The sequence below is a fragment of the Duganella sp. Dugasp78 genome (genome assembly GCF_059491455.1).
On sequence record NZ_CP168506.1, the window covers coordinates 824,139 to 842,862 of the forward strand.

The 18,724-nt window shown below is 64.5% G+C and carries 12 protein-coding genes; 9 read left to right on the plus strand and 3 right to left on the minus strand.

The window, feature by feature from the left end; genetic code table 11:
• The first annotated feature begins 14 nt into the window (after positions 1-14).
• A complete protein-coding gene (gene ggt / locus ACEN9O_RS03595) occupies positions 15-1,775 on the plus strand; it encodes a gamma-glutamyltransferase (RefSeq protein ID WP_495616281.1) in 1,761 nt (586 codons plus the stop codon).
• 4 nt (positions 1,776-1,779) lie between these two features.
• On the opposite strand, the gene ACEN9O_RS03600 is transcribed toward ggt, so the two are convergent.
• Positions 1,780-2,910: a cytochrome P450 gene (locus ACEN9O_RS03600; protein ID WP_495616282.1), complete on the minus strand. Its 1,131-nt coding sequence runs from the start codon at positions 2,908-2,910 to the stop codon at positions 1,780-1,782.
• Between the two features lie 123 nt (positions 2,911-3,033).
• On the opposite strand from ACEN9O_RS03600, the gene lepB reads away from it, so the two are divergent.
• From lepB to ACEN9O_RS03615, 3 genes are all read left to right on the plus strand, one after another.
• Positions 3,034-3,714, plus strand: a complete 681-nt coding sequence (gene lepB, locus ACEN9O_RS03605; RefSeq protein ID WP_495616283.1) for a signal peptidase I — start codon at positions 3,034-3,036, stop codon at positions 3,712-3,714.
• A gap of 71 nt (positions 3,715-3,785) precedes the next feature.
• The gene (locus ACEN9O_RS03610) at positions 3,786-4,526 is read left to right on the plus strand and encodes an ABC transporter ATP-binding protein (protein ID WP_495616284.1); all 741 of its coding nucleotides are present in this window, start codon (positions 3,786-3,788) and stop codon (positions 4,524-4,526) included.
• Positions 4,523-6,904: a CPBP family intramembrane glutamic endopeptidase gene (locus ACEN9O_RS03615; RefSeq protein ID WP_495616285.1), complete on the plus strand. Its 2,382-nt coding sequence runs from the start codon at positions 4,523-4,525 to the stop codon at positions 6,902-6,904. The genes ACEN9O_RS03610 and ACEN9O_RS03615 overlap by 4 nt, the downstream gene beginning before the upstream one ends.
• 25 nt (positions 6,905-6,929) lie before the next feature.
• On the opposite strand, the gene ACEN9O_RS03620 is transcribed toward ACEN9O_RS03615, so the two are convergent.
• On the minus strand, positions 6,930-7,739 hold the full coding sequence (locus tag ACEN9O_RS03620; protein ID WP_495616286.1) for an NAD-dependent epimerase/dehydratase family protein: 810 nt from the start codon (positions 7,737-7,739) through the stop codon (positions 6,930-6,932).
• 17 nt (positions 7,740-7,756) lie between these two features.
• On the minus strand, positions 7,757-9,319 hold the full coding sequence (garD, locus tag ACEN9O_RS03625; RefSeq protein ID WP_495616287.1) for a galactarate dehydratase: 1,563 nt from the start codon (positions 9,317-9,319) through the stop codon (positions 7,757-7,759).
• Between the two features lie 331 nt (positions 9,320-9,650).
• Between garD and ACEN9O_RS03630 the strand changes: the two genes are divergently transcribed.
• The 5 genes from ACEN9O_RS03630 to ACEN9O_RS03650 all read left to right on the plus strand — a co-directional run bounded on the left by ACEN9O_RS03630 (position 9,651) and on the right by ACEN9O_RS03650 (position 18,722).
• Entirely contained in the window at positions 9,651-10,355 is a 705-nt protein-coding gene (locus tag ACEN9O_RS03630; RefSeq protein ID WP_495616288.1) for a FadR/GntR family transcriptional regulator, read from the plus strand.
• A 212-nt stretch (positions 10,356-10,567) separates the two neighbouring features.
• The gene (locus ACEN9O_RS03635) at positions 10,568-13,291 is read left to right on the plus strand and encodes a TonB-dependent receptor plug domain-containing protein (protein WP_495616289.1); all 2,724 of its coding nucleotides are present in this window, start codon (positions 10,568-10,570) and stop codon (positions 13,289-13,291) included.
• Positions 13,292-13,302: 11 nt separating this feature from the next.
• Positions 13,303-15,177, plus strand: coding sequence for a glycoside hydrolase family 28 protein (locus tag ACEN9O_RS03640; RefSeq protein WP_495616290.1), 1,875 nt, complete (start codon positions 13,303-13,305; stop codon positions 15,175-15,177).
• Positions 15,178-15,312: 135 nt separating this feature from the next.
• Entirely contained in the window at positions 15,313-16,098 is a 786-nt protein-coding gene (locus ACEN9O_RS03645; RefSeq protein WP_495616291.1) for a rhamnogalacturonan acetylesterase, read from the plus strand.
• Positions 16,095-18,722 carry a pectinesterase family protein gene (locus ACEN9O_RS03650; protein ID WP_495616292.1) on the plus strand — a complete coding sequence of 876 codons (2,628 nt, stop codon included), beginning with the start codon at positions 16,095-16,097 and terminating at the stop codon, positions 18,720-18,722. Before ACEN9O_RS03645 ends, ACEN9O_RS03650 begins: the two co-directional genes overlap by 4 nt.
• The last annotated feature ends 2 nt before the right edge of the window (positions 18,723-18,724 follow it).

Below are 18,724 nucleotides of genomic sequence, written 5' to 3' on the forward strand. Positions count from 1 at the left end.
GACCCAGCGCACCCATGACCCAGCCCCGCCGCCCCGCCCGCACCGTTCTCGTTTCCTCCCTCATCCTGACGATCATCCTGCCGCCGGCGGCCTGGGCCAAGACCCCGGTCGCCACCGGCAGCGGCGGCGCCGTCGCCACCATCAGCGAACCGGCGTCCAAGGCGGCGCTGGCCATCCTCAACCAGGGCGGCAACGCCATCGACGCCGCCGTCGCGGCGGCCGCCACGCTGGGCGTGACCGATCCGTTCAGCTGCGGCATCGGCGGCGGCGGCTTCATGGTCATTTACCTGGCCAGGGACAAGCGCGTCATCACCATCGACCACCGCGAAACGGCGCCGGCCAACTTCACGCCCACCGTGTTCCAGCAGGACGGCAAGATCCTGGACTTCGACACCGTGGTCGCCAGCGGCATGTCGGTCGGCGTGCCCGGCACCGTGCGCGGCTGGCACGAAGCGCTGGACCGCTACGGCTCGATGTCGTTCAAGCAGGTGCTGGCGCCGGCCATCGCCGTAGCCAGCGACGGCTTCACCGTCAACGCCAACTTCACCCACCTGGTCGAGGACAGCGAAGCCAAGTTCCGCATGTTCCCCGACACCGCCGCGCTCTACCTGAAGAACGGCAAGGCCATCCAGCCCGGCAGCACGCTGCGCAACCCCGGCCTGGCCAAGGCCTACCGCGAACTGGCGGCCGGCGGCGTCAAGGTGTTCTATGAAGGCAAGATCGGCCGCGCCGTGGTGGATGCGGTGAACCAGCCCAAGGTCGCCAGCGGCGTGCAGGTGCGCGCCGGCCAGATGACGATGGCCGACCTGGCCAACTACGAGGCGCGCCTGCGCCAGCCGGTGCACAGCACCTACCGCGGCTACGACCTGTACGGCATGCCTTTGCCGAGCAGCGGCGGCATCGCCATCGCCGAAGCGCTGAACATCCTCGAAGGCTACGACCTCAAGGCCATGCCCAAGGAAAAGGCCGAGCACCTGTACCTGGAAGCGAGCCGCCTGGCCTTCGCCGACCGCAACGCCTACCTGGCCGATCCGGAATTCGTCGACGCGCCGGTGGCCGGCCTGCTGAACAAGGACTACGCCGCGCGCCGCCGCGAGCTGATCAATCCGAACCAGGCCAGCATGCAGGCGCCGGCCGGCGATCCGTATCCGTTCCAGAACGACCTCAGCGTGCCGTTGCGCCCCAACGCCAACAAGCTGCTGGCCGAGGGCGCACACACCACCCACCTGACCGTGTCGGACAAGAGCGGCAACATCGTGTCCTACACCTACACGATCGAGTCCTGGGGCGGCAGCGGCATCGTGGTGCCGGGCTACGGCTTCCTGCTGAATAACGAGATGACCGATTTCGACTTCTCCGGCCCGGCGCCCAATGTGCCGGAAGCGGGCAAGCGTCCGCGCAGCAGCATGTCGCCGACGCTGGCCTTCAAGAACGGCAAGCCGGCGTTCTCGATCGGCAGCCCGGGCGGCGCCACCATCATCACCACCGTGCTGCAGACCATCTTCAACTACGTCGACCTGGGCATGAGCATGCCGGACGCGGTCAACGCGCCGCGCCTGTCCGAGCGCAACGGCATGGCGACCGACGTCGAACCGGGCTTCGCCGGCACCGAGCAGGCCAAGGCGCTGGAGAAGACCGGCCAACACTGGAACAAGCCGGAGGAAATCGGCGCCGCCAACGCGCTGGTGTTCAACCCGGACGGCACCATCACCGCCGTCAGCGAAGGCCACCGCCACGGCGCCGGCAGCGCGCTGGTGCAGAAGTCGGCGCACTAAGCGTTCAACTGAAGACCGGTATGCGGGCGTTGGGCGAACGGCGATAAGTCCAGCTCAGCGTCCGCAGCAAAGTCGGTTCGGCTTGCGCCGCCAGCGCGGACATCAACGCCGCCATCGCGCCGGTGGCGAAAGCGCAGGCCAGGGCATGTCCCGGACAGGCATGCGCGCCGTAGCCGAAGCCGAACTCGTGTCCCGCGCCGCGCGGATCGCGGCCGGCGGCGGCCAGCACCAGCAAGACCGTTTGCCCCGCCAGTAAAGGCGCGCCGCCGATTTCGCAATCGCGCGCCACGAAGCGGCGGGTGTTCTGGATCGGCGGATCGAGGCGGCTGACCGCACGCACCAGGGCGGCGACATCGTCCACCCCGCTGCGCTCCTCCTCCGGCTGACGCACCAGCGCCAGCACGCTATTGCCGATCAGCCCAGCCGTGGCCTCGTACGTCTGCGACAGCAGGCCGACCAGATTGGCCAGCAGGCCGTGCGACTCGCTCCATCCCACCGCTCGTGCCTCGGCTATCACCTGCGACAGCAAGCTGTCCGGCGCCGCCGACGACGCGGCATCGCGCAGCAATACCTTGAAGCTGTCCAGCAGCGCCAGCGCCGCCGCATGCGCACGCTCGATCTGCGACGCGTCGCTGTACGGCGACAGGCAGGCCACGAACTCGCTCATCCACGCCGCCACCGCCGGCAATTGGTGGTCCGCGAACCCCAGCAGGCTGGCCATCGCCGACACCGGCACCTCGAACATCCACGACGCCAACCCATCGTCGCGCCACAAGCTCCGTCCGATCAGCGCCGCCCGCTGCTGCGCGACTTGCGTGCTCACGCCGGCCAGCGCCCGCTGCAAGGCCAGCTTGGGCAGCGCATGGCGCTCGCCGTCGTTCATGCGCACCAGCGCGCCGAACACCTGCCCCGCCACGCCGCCCGCGATCGCCGCCGGCACCGGTTCGGCCAGCGGCCGCACGCGACAATCGGGATGCCGCATCACCGCCATCACGTCGGCGGCGCTGGCGGCGATCCACAGCCCAAGGTCCGCGTCGAAACGCAAGCCTTGTTCTGCCGCCAAAGCGTCGTAATATGGATAAGGATAGTCATGCGTCACCGCAGCCAGCGCGTGTTGGGGATAGGTAGTATTCATGTCGCCAGCATGCCACCGTTTTCGCCGCGATAGTTAGGCCCGCGCCGAAGTAAGGCCGCCGCTAAGCCGTGTTTAAGAATCGGCCGACAAACTAAGTCACCGATACCACACTGGGGACCGCAAATGAAAAACTGGGCACGCGCCAACAAAGGCTTCTTACTCTTCCTGATGCTGTTCGGGATCTTCCGCACCGCCATCGCCGACTGGAACCCCATCCCCTCCGCCTCCATGCACCCCAACCTGCTGGAAGGCGACGTGGTGTTCGTCAACCGCCTGGCCTACAACATCAAAGTACCGCTGACCGACGTCGTCATCGGCACCACCGGCGAACCGCAGCGCGGCGACATCGTCACCTTCTCGTCGCCCAAGGACGGCACGCGGCTGATCAAGCGCGTGATCGCGCTGCCGGGCGACCGCGTCGAGATGCGCAACGAACAGCTCATCATCAACGGCCAGCAGGCCGGCTACTCGGCCTTGGGTCGCGGCACCGAAGCCGTCAAAGGCCTGGGCGAGCTGGCCTCGCTGCATCTCGGCGAGGCCATCGCCGACGCCCGCACCCACTCCATCCAGCTGATGCCGCAGGTGCAGGCCCGCCGCGATTTCGCGCCGCTCACCGTGCCGCCGGGCGAGTACATGATGCTGGGCGATAACCGCGACAACAGCGAAGACTCGCGCTACATCGGCCTGGTGCCGCGCGCCCTGCTGATCGGCCGCGCCGAGCGCGTGCTGGCCTCGGCCGACATCACCGGCAACTGGCATCCGCGCACCGAACGCTTCGGCATGAGCCTCTACCCGACGCCATAAGCGCCAGTTCCCTCCCCCTCCCGGCAATGTTATGATGAGTAGAGAATCTCATAACATTGTCGGGACCAAACATGATTGAATTCCAGGGACTCTCCAAAATCTACGGCGGCTTCAATGCCGTCAAACCCCTGAACCTGACCGTCAGGCGCGGCGAGGTATTCGGCTTCCTCGGCCCCAACGGCGCAGGCAAGACCACCACCATCCGCATGATGATGGGCATTCTGGTGCCGAGCGCCGGCCACGTGCTGATCGACGGTCTCGATTGCCACAGCGAGCCGGCCGAGGTCAAACGCCGCGTCGGCTACCTGCCTGATACTCCGATCTTCTACGACTACCTGCGCGGCCGCGAAATCCTGCAATTCGTCGGCGAGATGCACGGCTACCCGCATGCCGAAGCGGTGGAGCGCAGCGCGCGCCTGCTGGCCGAATTCGGCCTGGAAGAAGCGGCCGAGGACTACGCCGTCAACTACTCGCTGGGCATGAAGAAGCGCCTCGGCCTGGCCTGCGCGCTGATTCACGATCCGGCGGTGCTGATCCTCGATGAACCGATCAACGGCCTCGATCCGCGCGCCTCGCGCGACGTGCAGGAACGCCTGCTGGCGGCGGCCGCGCGCGGCGTCACCATCTTCGTCTCCACCCACTTGCTGGACATGGCCGAGAAGCTGTGCGACCGCGTTGGCATCATCCACCATGGCCAGCTGGTGGCCACCGGCACGCTCGACGAGATCCGCGCCGAAGCCTCGGCCAGCGGCTCGCTGGAAGACGTGTTCCTGAAGATCACCGACGAAGCGGCGGCGGAGGGCGCGGCATGACGCAGCCCGCAGCACAGCCGCTGTCGCAGGCGCGCGCCATCTGGCTGATGACCAAGATGCGCCTGACCCGCCAGCGCAACATGGTGGCCAATAACCTGCTCCGTTCCTTCAAAAAAAAGAAGCCGCGCGACGGCATCGCCGGCAAAAAGAGCAGCCTGTGGGTGCTGACCGCGGTCATGGCGCTGTTCATGGCGTTCTCCTTTGTCACCCTGTCGCGCAACGTGGTGCTCAACATGGACTGCCACCTGGTGGCCGACAGCGCCTGTCAGATGGTCGACAAGGACGGAGACCCTCACCAGGATCTCGAACGGGCCGCCGCCGCGCTGCATAAGGCGCCGTTCCAGCCGGAGCTGGCGCGCGGCCTGACGATGGTCCTCACGCTGCTGTTCGGACTCGCCATCCTGCTCCCACTGGGCAGCAAGGAGCTGGCGCAGCCCGACTGGGATCTGGAGTGGCTGGTGACCATGCCGGTCGAGCGTCCCACGCTGCTGTGGGGACGCGTGCTGGAACGCAGCGCGGCCAATTTCACCGGCGTGTTCGCGCTGATGCCGCCGCTCGGCATCATCGGATGGTACTCGGGCATGGGCTGGCTCGCCCCGCTGGCGGCACTGGCGGCCTTGCTGGTGCTGCTGCCGCTGGCCGCGCTGCTGCATACGCTGGCCGACACCGGATTGCGTATGTGGCTGCCCGCGTCGCAGCTGCGCAACCTGCAAGCCGTCACCGGCATGTTCAGCATGCCCCTGATCTACTTCGTCATGGCACTCGGCACGCCAGGCGCCAGCGGCTTCGTGATGGAGTGGGCACGCGCCTTCCCGGCGTGGCCCGTCTGGACACCGCCCGGACTGGTGCTGCAGGCGATGCAGGCGCACGGCCTGGCGCAAGCCGGGCAAGCGATCGCACTGCTGCTCGCGCAAACCGCCATACTGCTGTGGTGCGGCGTGGCGCTGATGCGCTACCAGCTGCGCAACGGCGTGGTCAACTCCGGTGCGCGGGAAAGCGTGCGGCGCAAGCCGCAAGCGCCGGCCGACAACGCCGGATGGCTCTCCAGCGCGTTCACCCCGATCAAGCGCCGCGAACTGCGGCTGTTGAGCCGCGACCGCAACTTCCTCTTCCAAACCCTGCTGCTGCCGGTGATTATCGTGGTCAGCCAGCTGGTCTTCAACGGCAAGCTGAATAGCTTCGCGGAGCTCGGCCAGCACCACACCACCGCAGCCGCCATCGCCTTCGGCATCGGCGTCTACATGCTGATGCTGTCGGCCTTCCAGACCCTGAACAACGAAGGCCAGGTGCTTTGGCTGCTCTACACCGTGCCGCGCTCGATCGAAAGCGTGTTGAAGGAAAAGGCCCAGCTATGGGGCATGCTGACCATGATCTACCCGCTGATCGTGGTCGGCATCAGCGTCTGGTACACCACGCACTTCGACTGGAGCATGCTGGCGCTGATGCTGATCGTCTTCGCCGGCATACCGATCTACTCGCTGATCGCCGTCTCGCTCGGCGTATTCGCCTGCGACCCGCAAGCGGTCGACGTGCGCGCGCGCGTGCGGCCTACCTACATCTACCTCTACATGCTGCTGGCCAGCTTCTACACTTGGTCGATCTACAGCGACGTGTGGTCGCAAAAACTGGTGGTGATGGTACTGGTCGCATCGCTGGCGCTAGCGCTGTGGCAGAAAGCGCGCGACGCCCTGCCGTATCTGCTGGACCCTGCGGCCGCGCCGCCGCCGCGCGTCTCCACATCCGACGGCCTGATCGCCGCCACCGCGTTCTTCATCATGCAGGGACTGTTGGCACTGTTCATGATCCGCGCCATGGAGCTCCCTGCACAGCAAGCGGTGACGCTGGCCTTCGCCGCATCCGGCCTGCTGGTCTACATACTGATACGCTTCATCTACTGGCGCAGCAAGACCGCCGGCGTGCCGGCCATCCTGCGCGGCGGCGACATCAGGCTGACACTGGGCTATGGTGCGATGGCCGCCTTCATCGCCTGCATCGTGGGACTTGCCTACCTGACCGGCTTGCACCATTCGGCGCTGTGGGCGGACATCGCCAAGCAGTCGTCGGCATCAACATCGGCATCGACATTCTCGCGCGGCTGGCTGCTGGCGTTGGCCGTGCTGGCCGCGCCGCTGTGCGAAGAGTTCATCTTCCGGGGTCTGATCTACGGTGGCTTGCGCCGCTCGATGCCCGCCACGCCGGCCATGGTGATGAGCGCCGCCATCTTCGCTGTCGTGCATCCGCCGATCTCGATGCTGCCAGTCTTCGTGCTCGGCCTGTGCGCCGCATGGACTTATGAGCGCAGCAAAACCCTGCTCGGTCCCATGCTGGTGCACGCGGTGTACAACGCCGTGGTCCTGTCCTGGCAGTTCTGGCTATAGGTGCAAAACCCGGCGGGGCGCTGAATTAGTCCTTGTACTGCGGGCCGGTCGTCAGGAAGCCGCCGCCCTGGTAAATGGTCGCCACATCATCCTTCGGCGGATAGGCGCCGGTGTCCGGGAAGCTCGCCGCAAACCGCGTCGAGCTGTCCTTCGGCTTGAAGCCCAGATGCGACGCCTTGCTGTTGTCCCACCAGCTGCCCGGATTGGCCGAGGCGCCAAACAATATCGTATGTCCCACGCGCGGCGTGAACAACGAAACCCGCAGCGACTCCACCAGATCATCGTAGCTGAACCACGTCACCTGCATGCGCGGGTTGACCGGCTCAGGGAACGAGGAACCGATGCGCAGGCACACCGTCTCGATACCGGTACGGTCGTAGTAATAGCGCGACAACGACTCGCCGAAGCATTTGCTCACGCCGTACAAGCTGTCCGGCCGCATCGGACTGTCGGCGTCGATGTAGTCGGTGGTCTTGTAGTAGCCGATGGTGTGGTTGGAACTGGCGAACACCACGCGCTTGACCCCGTGCTTGTGCGCCGCCTCATACAGGTTGTAGGTACCGGCGATATTGGCCGCCATGATGTTCTCGAACGTGTTCTCGGTCGAGATGCCGCCGAAGTGCAGCACCGCGTCCACGCCTTCCAGCAGCTTGAGCACAGCGGCCTTGTCGGCCAGATCGCACTGGACGATCTCCTCGCCCTCGCGCACCGCGCCCATGTCGCCGATGTCGGACAGGCGCACCACATCGGCCCAGGGCTTGATGCGGTCGCGCAGGATTTTACCCAGGCCGCCGGCGGCGCCGGTCAGCAGCAATCGTTTGAATGGTTTGGTCATGATTCAGTCTCTGGTTATCAGGTCACGGGGGCCGGGTTGAACAGCACCAGTGCGTTATGCAGTTTCCACTTTTCCGCCCATGTGCGGCGGCCGCTGGCGACATCGAGCAGCAGCTGGAACATCTCCCAGCCGACATCGGCGATGCTCGCTTCTCCGCTGGCGATACGGCCGGCGTTGACGTCCATCAGATCGTGCCAGCGCGCGGCCAGCTCGTTGCGTGTGGCGACTTTAATGACCGGCACTTCGGCCAGCCCATACGGCGTGCCACGGCCGGTGGTGAAGATATGCACGTTCATGCCGGCCGCCACCTGCAGCGTGCCGCATATGAAATCGCTGGCCGGCGTGGCGGCATAGATCAGGCCCTTCTGCGTCAGCTTCTCGCCAGGCGACAGCACGCCGGAAATCGGGCTGCTGCCGGATTTGACGATGGAGCCCATCGCCTTCTCGACAATGTTCGACAAGCCGCCCTTCTTATTGCCGGGCGTAGTGTTGGCGCTGCGGTCCACGCCGCCGCGCTTGAGGTAACTGTCGTACCACTCCATCTCGCGTATCATCGCCTGCGCCACTTCCGGCGTGGCCGCGCGCGAGGTCAGTTGGTCGATACCGTCGCGCACCTCGGTCACTTCGGAGAACATTACCGTGGCGCCGGCGCGCACCAGCAGGTCAGTGGCATAGCCCACGGCCGGATTGGCGGTCACGCCGGAGAAGGCGTCGCTGCCGCCGCACTGCACGCCGACCACCAGCTCGGACGCCGGCACGGTCTCGCGGCGGCGCTGGTCCAGCGCGGCCAGGTTGATCTCGGCCTGCTTCATGATCGACGCTATCATCGACATGAAGCCCACATGGCCCGCGTCCTGCAGGCAGACCAGCGCCGGATCGGCGCCGCCTCCGTTCTGGATCGGGATCGAGCCTTTGGGGAACAGGCGCGCCGGCTGCAGCTTCTCGCAACCGAGGCTTACCACCATCGCCTGCCCGCCGAAGTTCGGATTGAGGCTGATATTGCGCAGCGTGCGAATCGGCACCATCGCGCCCGGCGCGTCGATCGCCACGCCGCAGCCGTAGGTGTGCTCCAAGCCCACCACGTCGTCGACGTTGGGATATTTCGGCAGCAGCTCCTCCTTGATGCGCTTGACCGCAAACTCCACCACGCCCGCCACGCACTGCACGGTGGTGGTGATGGCCAGGATGTTACGCGTGCCGACGCTGCCGTCGGGATTACGGAAGCCCTCAAACGTATAGCCTTCCAGCGGCTCGGCCGGCGGCCGCAAGTTGGTCGATATCGGCAGGTTGACCAGTTCGCGCGCGGGCGGCATCTCCACCTGCGGTTCGGCGACCCAGCTGCCGGCGGCGATGTCGTACGCGGCGTGGCCGATGGTGACGTTATAGCGCCGCACCGGCTCACCCTTGACGATATCGCACAGCGCCACCTTGTGGCCCTGAGGGACGGCCTCGCGCAATGCCAGGCCATTGGCGAAGACCGCGCCGGCAGGCAGGCCGCCGTCATTGACGACAATGGCGACGTTATCGTTGTCGTGCATGAGGATGTAGCGCGGCGTACCTGTGATGATCGGTGTCGGCATGTGTATTCCTTGTCTTCCTGTTCCGGGCCCTGCGTCCCGGCGAACGTTGTTTTTCGCGTTGGTTTTCGCGTTGATTTAATGCACTGCGAAGTGGTCAGGCCACTTCTCCGGTGGCCGGCCAGAGGCTGCTTGTGGCCTTGGCACCACAGGCTGAAACGGCTTGTTTGCGGGGCTACAGCTCTGTAAACTCCCCCTTCCCGCAGCTGCTTGACGATTTTAGTATGACAGCTAAAAATTAATTTGGCTAGTCCACATTGCATATTTGGTCTGACCACCTTAGAATGGCCTGACCAGATGGCAATATCAAAGCCACCCTACGAACGAGACACAGATGCTGAAAAAGACTTCCGCCCCTGCCGATAGCAACGCCCATGAACCGCGCCTGTACCGTGTAGTGGCGGACCGCATCCAGGACCTGATACGCGAGGAGAAAATCGCCGGCGGCGAACGGCTGCCGTCCGAACGCGATCTGGCCATCAAGTTGAGCGTCAGCCGCGCCTCGCTGCGCGAAGCGCTGATCGCGCTGGAGCTGGGCGGCGTGATTGAAGTGCGCGGAGGCTCCGGCGTCTACGTCAGCGAAGTGGAGGAACCGTCGGCCGCCGACCTGCCCGAAGCCGGCCCCGGTCCATTCGAAGTGCTGTCCGCGCGCCGCCTGATCGAATCCGAAATCGCCGCCATCGCCGCCCGCGTCGCCACCGACGGCGCCATCGACGCCATCCTCAAGGCCGTCGTCGAGATGGAACAGAACCACCACCATTATTCGAGCAACGAGCAGGCCGACCGCAACTTTCACCTGGCCATCGCGCGCGCCACCGGCAACAGCGCGCTGGTCGGATCGCTGAACTACCTGTGGGACCAGCGCGGCCGCCTGTGGCACAAATTAAAAGAACACTTCCAGACCGAGGAACTGCGTCAGGAAACGCTGAAGGATCACCGTCGCATCCTGGAGGCGATCGCCGCCCACGATCCGGCGGCCGCGCGCAAAGCCATGCGCGCCCACCTGGAACGCGTGACCCGCACCTTCTCGCGCGGATAACAAAGCAGTAGCAGCAAGGTAGTAACGCAGGGCCGGCCTCGATGCCGGTCCGCGAACAAAGCAATAAGTTATCGACCGTTTTGCGACCTCGGCGCGTGTCCACCACGACGACCCTCGTCTCAACGGCACGGAGTACGCGAGGTGCTCCAATCACGTCCGGTGCTTTACCAGCACGGCGCATAACTTTATTCAAAAAGATTAAGGAGACTAGTATGAACAAGTCCGATCACTCGGTCCGGAACCGTTGCGCCCAGCCTCGCCTGCTGCTGTCGGCCATCACCATTGCCGTGCTGACGCTGGCCAACCAGGCATCGGCACAACAGAGCGGAGAACCGGCGATGACCCGCGTCGAAGTGACCGGTTCCAGCATCAAGCGCCTGGCCACCGAGGCATCGCTGCCGGTCAGCACCGTCAAGGCCGAGGACTTCATCAAGCAAGGCATCACCACGCTGGCCGACGTCATGATGTCGCTGCCGCAGTCCGCATCGCTGGCGCCGTCCAACGCCGGTTCCGGCACCAACATCAACCTGCGCGGCCTGGGCGTGAACCGCACCCTGGTGCTGCTCAACGGCCGCCGCATGGCCAACGAGGCGATCGCCGACGGCTACGCCAACCTGGACGTGATTCCGATGAGCGCCCTGTCGCGCGTCGAGATCCTGCGCGACGGCGCATCGTCGATCTATGGCTCAGACGCGATCGGCGGCGTGGTCAACTTCATCACCAAGACCTCGTTCGAAGGCCTGTCGCTGACGGGCCAGGAAGTCCAGCCGGAGAAGAACGGCGGCGGCGACGAACAGCGCGCCAGCATCACTTGGGGCAAGGGCAACCTGGAACGCGACGGCTGGAGCATCTACGGCACCATCGACGCCCACCAGCGCACCCGCCTGGCTGCGCGCGACCGCGCCGACCTGAGCTCTGCCGCCCTGCTGACTTCCATCGGCCGTGCGCCAACGCTGGGCACTGGTGGCAACGCCACGCCGGCCAACTTCACCACCTCCACCAACAAGACCGCGCAAAACCCATACGGCACCACCGGTTGCCTGGCGCCCTACTCGATCAGCGGCCAGAAAGGCACCTGCGTCCTCGACGCCAACGAATACGGCACCGCGCTGTACGCCAACCAGCAGGTCACTTTCTACGCCCGCGCCGCCAAGAAGCTGAGCGAAGACCACGTCGTCAGCATCGACTACTCGCGCGGCGAGGAATTCATCCTCGGCACCAAGAACCCGACCAATGCGCTGGCCGTCAACGGCGTCAGCGCCACGCTGCCTTCGACCAGCAAATGGTATCCGGGTAAAAGCGGCGGCGTGCCCGCCGTCGCTGGCTTGAATAACGCACCGCTGATCCTGACCTGGGCAGTGGCAGACCTGGGCCTGGCCACCACCAAGGACGTGCAGCTGAACCAGCGCCTGTCCGTCATGGATGAAGGCACGCTGGCAGGCTGGGACTACAAGGCCGGCCTCGTGGTAGGCATTTCGAACCGCGACAACTACTACCAATCCGGCTACGCCAAAGGCCAGGGCCTGCTGGACGGCCTGAAAAGCGGCGCGCTGAATCCATTCGGTTTGCAGGACGCCGCCGGCCAGGCTTACCTCGACACGATCAAGGTCGACGGCGCCAAGAACCGCACATCCAAGTCCACCTTCACCGGCGTCGACCTGACGGCCAGCCGCTCGCTGATGGAACTGGCGGGCGGCTCGATGGCGCTGGCGCTGGGCGCGGACTTCCATCGCGACACCACCGAAGACACCAAGCTGCCGATCAGCGCCGAGGTCACCTACGCCAGCTCATCGCCGGCGCACGGTGAAGGCTCGCGCAATGTCGCCGCGTTGTTCGCCGAGCTGAATGTGCCGCTGACTCAAAAGCTTGAACTGAACGCCGCCGTGCGCGACGACCATTTCAGCGATTTCGGTAACACCATCAATCCGAAGATCAGCTTCCGCTACGAGCCGACCAAGCAGCTGATGTTCCGCGGCTCGGCCAACACCGGCTTCCGCGCACCGACGCTGTTCGACCGCTACGGCTACCGCCTGCCCGGCGCCACCGGTCTGACCGCCGCCAAGTGGGACGATCCAGTCCTCTGCCCTGGCGGCACGCCAGGCGTGGCAGGCACCGGCAAGCCGCTGGCGGGCTATGTCGCTTCGACCGTCTGCAACACCACGCTGCCCAAGCAGACCGGCTCCAATCCGGAGCTGGTGCCGGAAAAATCAAAGGGCTTCACGCTGGGCACCGTGTTCGAGCCGAACAAGTCGTCGATGATCTCGATCGACTACTGGAACATCAAGATGACCAATATGCTGGCCAACTTGCCGGAGCAGGTCTACTTCCTCGATCCAGTCAAGTACGTATCGTTCTTCGTGCGTAACGCCGACGGCACCATCAACTACATCAAGAACACCACGATGAACCTGGGCGGCCAGAAGGCGGCCGGCATCGACGTATCGGGTTCGTACGCATTCCCGCATACCCCGTATGGCGACTTCAAGGTTTCGCTCGATGGCACCTACCTGACGCAGTTCGACAACCAGCTCGATAACGGCAGCCCTTACGTGTCGAACATCGGCCAGTTCGGCCTGGCCAGCAACGGCACCACCAGCAGCCTGCCCATCATCACCTTCCGCTGGAAGCACACGCTGAAGCTGAACTGGGCCGCCGGCAACTGGAACACCCAGCTGACCCAGAACTACAACTCCAAATACACCGACCAGAACCTGGTGGCGCAGCAGTACTGGCGCAACATCAACTCGTACAAGGTATGGAACTGGACCACGACCTACAACGGCTTCAAGAACATCCAGGTTACCGCCGGCATCACCAACCTGTTCAACGTGAATCCGCCTGTGACCAACAGCAGCCTGTATAGCTTCGGTTACCTGAGCAGTGCCGCCAGCCCGATCGGCCGCGCCTACAACGTCCGCGCTACCTACACCTTCTGATGAGAGCACTGATGCATAAAGACGAACAGCAAGGCGGTGGCCTGGGCCGCCGCCGCTTCCTGCAAGCCTTGTCGGCGGCCGGCCTGACGGGCGCCGCCGGCCCGGCAGCGCTGGCGGCCAGCGCCAAGGCGGCCGATCCTTGGAAGGAGGCGCAAGCCATCATCGACCGCTTCAAGAAGCCGTTGAAGTTCCGCGATGAAGACTTTGTGGTGACGGCCTTCGGCGCCGCCACCTGTGAAGTGAAACCGGTGATGGCGTGGACCTCGTTCACCGAGTCGGACACGCTGCAAACCCCGGTGGCAGGTTCGCACGACTGCTACCCGGCGATAGCGAAGGCCATCGAGGCCTGCCACAAGGCCGGCGGCGGCCGCGTGGTGATCCCGGCCGGGAACTGGCTGTGCGCCGGCCCTATCGTGCTGCTGTCGAACGTGAACGTGCACCTGAAGGCCGGCGCCCACGTCTACTTCAGCAACAACCCGGCCGATTACGCCAGGTACGGCGCCTATGATTGCGGCAAGAACGGCAAGCTGTCGATCACGCGTTGGGAAGGCAACGACCTGCTGAACTACTCGTCGCTGGTGTACGCGCACGGCCAGGACAACATCGCCCTGACCGGCGAGGACTGGACCAGCATCCTGGACGGCCAGGCCGGCGTCGCCTTCGACGGCGATCCGGATTGCTGGTGGTCGTGGAAAGGCCGCGAGAAGCCGAATTGGGCCGGCGACATCGCCGCCGGCGCCGGCAGCTACGTCAAGCACACCAAGGGCAAGACCGAAGTGCACGTCAATCCGGCCAACCCGGTCTCGCTGCGCGAGATCGCGCCACACCTGAGCGAAGCGGAAGCCCTGTTCATCCAGGGCCCGAACGACAAGTGGCGCACCGACTCCTACTATCTGCGTTCGCTGGCGGAAGCCCGCGTGCCGGTGGAGAAGCGTATCTTCGGCATCGGCCACTATCTGCGGCCGCACATGGTGCAGTTCATCAGCTGCACCAACGTCCTGTTCGAGGGCTACCAGACCACCAACACGCCGTTCTGGCAGCACAACCCGGTTAACTGCCACAACATGCACGTGAAGAAGGTCTATGCCAACAGCATGGGGCCGAACAGCGACGGCTTCGATCCGGAGTCGTGCACCAATGTGCTGATCGAGGACTGTCACTTCAACACCGGCGACGACTGCATCGCCATCGATTCGGGCAAGGGTCCGGACATCCAGTTCGGCCCCGCCAAGAACATCGTGATCCAGAACTGCAAGATGCAGAGCGGTCATGGCGCGCTCACGCTGGGCAGCATCATGTCCGGCGGGATCGAGAACATCTACGCGCAGAATTTGGTGTTCGAGAACAGCAACTGGAAAACCGACCCGCTGAACATCGCGATCCGCCTCAAGACCAATATGAGCCGTGGCGGCTACCTGCGCAATATGCATGTGCGTAACGTGCATATCCCGAACGGCATCCGCACCACGCCGGCGTTCTATTCGACGCTGCCAGGATCGCTGATCCCGACCAAATCGGTGGCCACGTCGGCCGGCGGCATCATCACCATCGACTGTGGCTACGATCCAATCAATGACAACGTGCGTATCCGTCCGCCGAGCGTCAGCCATGTGCGGATCTCCAACGTCACCTGCGCCAACGTCGAGACCAAGGCAGGCAGCTACTCCTGCTATCAGGCCATCGTGATCCTGGGGCCTGTGGCGTCGGACTACAACGGTCCGGGCAAGCCGGTGGTGTTGCCGGTGTCCGACATCGAAGTCAGCGACTGCGATCTGGGCACGCCGGTCAACGCCGACAAGCCTATGTATCTGTACAACGTCAAGGGACTGAAGCTGAAGAACGTCAAGATCGCCGGCAAGGCCGTCAATCAAAGCTTCTCCGCCTGAGACGCGACCGCTACCCCGCACAGCCAGGCGGGGTCGGACCCCGTACGGGGTCCGACCCCTAAGTGGTACAGCCGGCGTCTCGCTTAGGGACACGGGGTCGGAATTCGAATCGCCCTTTCACTCGCGCCTATCGCCATGAAATTTCAGACCCTTGCCATCGCCCTCGCCCTGACCACCGCCTGCTGCGCCGCCGAAACGCCCGCCAAGCCAATCCGCATGATCCTGGTCGGCGATTCCACGATGGCCAACAGCAGCGGCTACGGCGATGCCTTCTGCGCACGCGTCAACCGCGCCAACACCTGCCTCAACCTGGCCAAGGGCGGCCGCAGCTCCGGCAGCTTCCGCGCCGAAGGCCGCTGGGACGAAGTGGAAGGCCTGCTGCGCGGCTCGGCCGCTTACCGCGCCACCTATGTGCTGATCCAGTTCGGCCACAACGACCAGCCGGGCAAGCCTGGCCGCTCGACCGACCTGAAAACCGAATTCCCCGTCAATATGACGCGCTACGTGCAGGAGGTGAAGGCACTGGGCGGCATTCCGGTCCTGGTCACGCCGCTGACGCGCCGCAGCTTCACCAACAAGGTCCTGGAAAACAATCTGCTGCCGTGGGCCGATGCGATCCGCGCCGTCGCCACCGCGCAACACACAACGCTGCTGGACCTGAACGCCGACAGCTACGCCGCAGTACAAGCAATGGGCGAAGACGAAGCAGATACGCTGGCGGTGGCGCCGCGTCCCGAAAAGCTCACCGAGGCCGCACTGGCGGCCGGCAAGGTGGAAGTGGCGGGCGCCGCCAAATCCGCCTTCGACCGCACCCACGTCGGCGCCAAAGGCGCAGCCTACTTCTCGCGCATGGTGATGGAAGAAATGAAGCGCGCCTTGCCGGAGACGGCCAGCCAATTCAAGCCGGAGAGCGAGCAATGACGAAACAGCTATCGCCCGCAGGTATCGCCTTTTTGCTGGCCGCTTCCGGCGTCGGTGCGGCCCAGGCGCAGGACCTGCGCAAGGTCGTCGAACCTGTCGCACCGGCTTCCTGCACGGTGCTGACGGCCGCCGGCGACACACCCGACAAGAACGATACCGCCCGCATCCAGCACGCCATCGACCACTGCGCTCCCGGCCAGGCGGTGCGACTGTCCGCTCAAAATGAGAAACGCGGTTTCGTCGCCGGCCCGCTGACGCTGCACAATGGCGTCAGCCTGCTGATCGACGCCGCGACCACGCTGTACGCCAGCACCAATCCCAAACTATTCGATCGCGGCGCCGGCACCTGCGGCACTGTCGACAAGCTGGGTAAAGGCTGCAAGCCCTTCGTCACGGTCGACAAGACCAAGGGCAGCGGCATCTTCGGCGAGGGCAGCATCGACGGCCAGGGTGGCCACGTGGTCGACGGTATCAGCGAATCGTGGTGGCAGCTGGCCCGCCGCGCGCAGAAGGAAGACGCACGCCAGAACGTGCCGCGCCTGATCGAAGTCACCGGCTCGCAGGATTTCACGCTGCACAAAATCACGCTGCGCAATTCCCCCAACTTTCACGTCACGTTGAACAACGTGGACGGTTTCACCGCATGGGGCATGCGCATCGACACGCCAGCTACCGCGCGCAATACCGATGGCATCGATCCTATCTCGTCGCGCAACGTCACCATCGCTTACAGCTACATCCGCACCGGTGATGACAACGTCGCCATCAAGGCCGGCAACAACGGGCCGACGGAGAACATCTCCATCCTGCACAACCACTTCTACAGCGGCCACGGCATGTCCATCGGCAGCGAGACCAACGGCGGCGTGCGGCGCGTGCTGGTGGAGGACCTGAGCATGGACAGCACCACCTCCGGCCTGCGCATCAAGAGCGACGTCTCGCGAGGCGGCGAGGTGGACCAGATCAGCTACCGGAACGTCTGCATGCGCGACGTCAAAACCCCGATCGACATCAGTACCCACTACAATCCCAACGCCGAAGGTACGCAGATTCCGGTCTACACCAATATCGCTTTCGACGGCGTGCATAGCGTGACGCCGGGCCGCGTGATCATGCAGGGCTACGACGCACAGCACCAGCTGCAGGCCACGCTGCACGACGTCGGCATTGCCGGCAAGGCCGACAGGCGGATGGAGTTCGCGGCGCTGACCGGCGACGTCGCCACCGTGCCGGCAGCCGCCTGCGTCGATCGTTTTGCCGCATTCCCTGCCGCCGCAACGATGGCCACGCGCCCGCAACTCAGCATCGAACAATCCAGACAGTACGCTTACAGCGAAGTGCTGAAGTACGTGGGCGCCGCCGGCAACGAATCCATCGATCCGTGGGACCCGCTGGCCGACCCGCTGGCAAAAGGTGCGGTCTTCGCTCCCGACTACATCGTCGACAAAACCTCTAAGGCCGATGGCGTAAAGTGGTTCCATACCGTGCAGGAAGCCGTCAGCCGCGCGGTCATCGACAGTAAAAACAATCCTGCCAAACGGCTTTACATGCTGCTCAAGCCCGGGACCTATCAGGAACTGGTCTACATCCCCGCCTCCGCCGCGCCGATTACGATGTACGGTGAAGGCAAGGATGCAAGCGTCACGCAGATCACCGCAAAACTGGACGCCTCCAACACCGGCGCAGACTACGCCCGGCAGTACGACGCGCAATTCGCCAGGGCAGTTCCGGCAGTGCAGGCCATGTACGCGACCATCAAGGACCGCGCCCAGATCGGCACATTCGGCACCGCCACCGTCTGGGTGCAGGACAACGGCTTCCAGGCTCGCAACCTGACGTTTGAAAACGCCTACAACAAAGCCACCGGCAATGCCCGTGCCGAGGCACTCCCCAACGTCAACAATATCCACCACCAGGCGCTGGCGCTGCAAGTGGATGGCGCCGACAAGGCGCAATTCGAAAACATCCGCCTGATCGGCTTCCAGGATACGCTGTACCTTAAGGCCCCGCGGGTAGCCAGCACCTCGCGCAGCTTCTTCAACAAGTCCTACATCGAAGGCGACGTCGATTTCATCTTCGGCGACAGCACCGCCTACTTCCACCAGACCGAAATCAAATCGCTGGGCGACCGTGGCCTGTCCTACGCGGCCGCGCCGGATACCCATGTCAAAACCAGATACGGCTTCGTCTTCGACAACTGCCGCTTCACGCGCGATGGCTCGCCCAACGCCAACGCGGGCGCGTTCTACCTGCTGCGCCAATGGTTCCACAACTCGCGCTGTACACCGTACGACAAAGTCGCGGTCGATGGCTATGCCTGCACCTTCGGTCCCGCCAACGTCTACCAGGCGCCAAAAGGCACCGTCGCCAGGAACTCGCTGGAAGCGGTCGGCAAGATGGTGGTCATGAATTCGCGCATCGGGGCGCATATCAACCGCACATCGCCATGGTCGGACTGGAACAAGAAAGGCACGCTGGCCTACCGCCCGGTCCAATACAACTCCGACGACCATTGGTACAACCTGATTAAAGCCGGCATCGATCCCGTCGCGGATCTCGGCTACACCGCAAAACCATCGCCGGCGGAAGTCTTCCTCGGTGAGTTCAACAATTCGGACGAATAAGG

Excerpts from the sequence above, each read along its gene's own strand:
- ACEN9O_RS03600 (WP_495616282.1), bottom strand. The coding sequence starts at position 2,910 with ATGAATACTACCTATCCCCAACACGCGCTGGCTGCGGTGACGCATGAC.
- ggt (WP_495616281.1), top strand. The coding sequence starts at position 15 with ATGACCCAGCCCCGCCGCCCCGCCCGCACCGTTCTCGTTTCCTCCCTC.
- lepB (WP_495616283.1), top strand. The coding sequence starts at position 3,034 with ATGAAAAACTGGGCACGCGCCAACAAAGGCTTCTTACTCTTCCTGATG.
- ACEN9O_RS03630 (WP_495616288.1), top strand. The coding sequence starts at position 9,651 with ATGCTGAAAAAGACTTCCGCCCCTGCCGATAGCAACGCCCATGAACCG.
- ACEN9O_RS03645 (WP_495616291.1), top strand. The coding sequence starts at position 15,313 with ATGAAATTTCAGACCCTTGCCATCGCCCTCGCCCTGACCACCGCCTGC.
- ACEN9O_RS03620 (WP_495616286.1), bottom strand. The coding sequence starts at position 7,739 with ATGACCAAACCATTCAAACGATTGCTGCTGACCGGCGCCGCCGGCGGC.
- ACEN9O_RS03640 (WP_495616290.1), top strand. The coding sequence starts at position 13,303 with ATGCATAAAGACGAACAGCAAGGCGGTGGCCTGGGCCGCCGCCGCTTC.
- ACEN9O_RS03650 (WP_495616292.1), top strand. The coding sequence starts at position 16,095 with ATGACGAAACAGCTATCGCCCGCAGGTATCGCCTTTTTGCTGGCCGCT.
- ACEN9O_RS03615 (WP_495616285.1), top strand. The coding sequence starts at position 4,523 with ATGACGCAGCCCGCAGCACAGCCGCTGTCGCAGGCGCGCGCCATCTGG.
- ACEN9O_RS03610 (WP_495616284.1), top strand. The coding sequence starts at position 3,786 with ATGATTGAATTCCAGGGACTCTCCAAAATCTACGGCGGCTTCAATGCC.
- ACEN9O_RS03635 (WP_495616289.1), top strand. The coding sequence starts at position 10,568 with ATGAACAAGTCCGATCACTCGGTCCGGAACCGTTGCGCCCAGCCTCGC.
- garD (WP_495616287.1), bottom strand. The coding sequence starts at position 9,319 with ATGCCGACACCGATCATCACAGGTACGCCGCGCTACATCCTCATGCAC.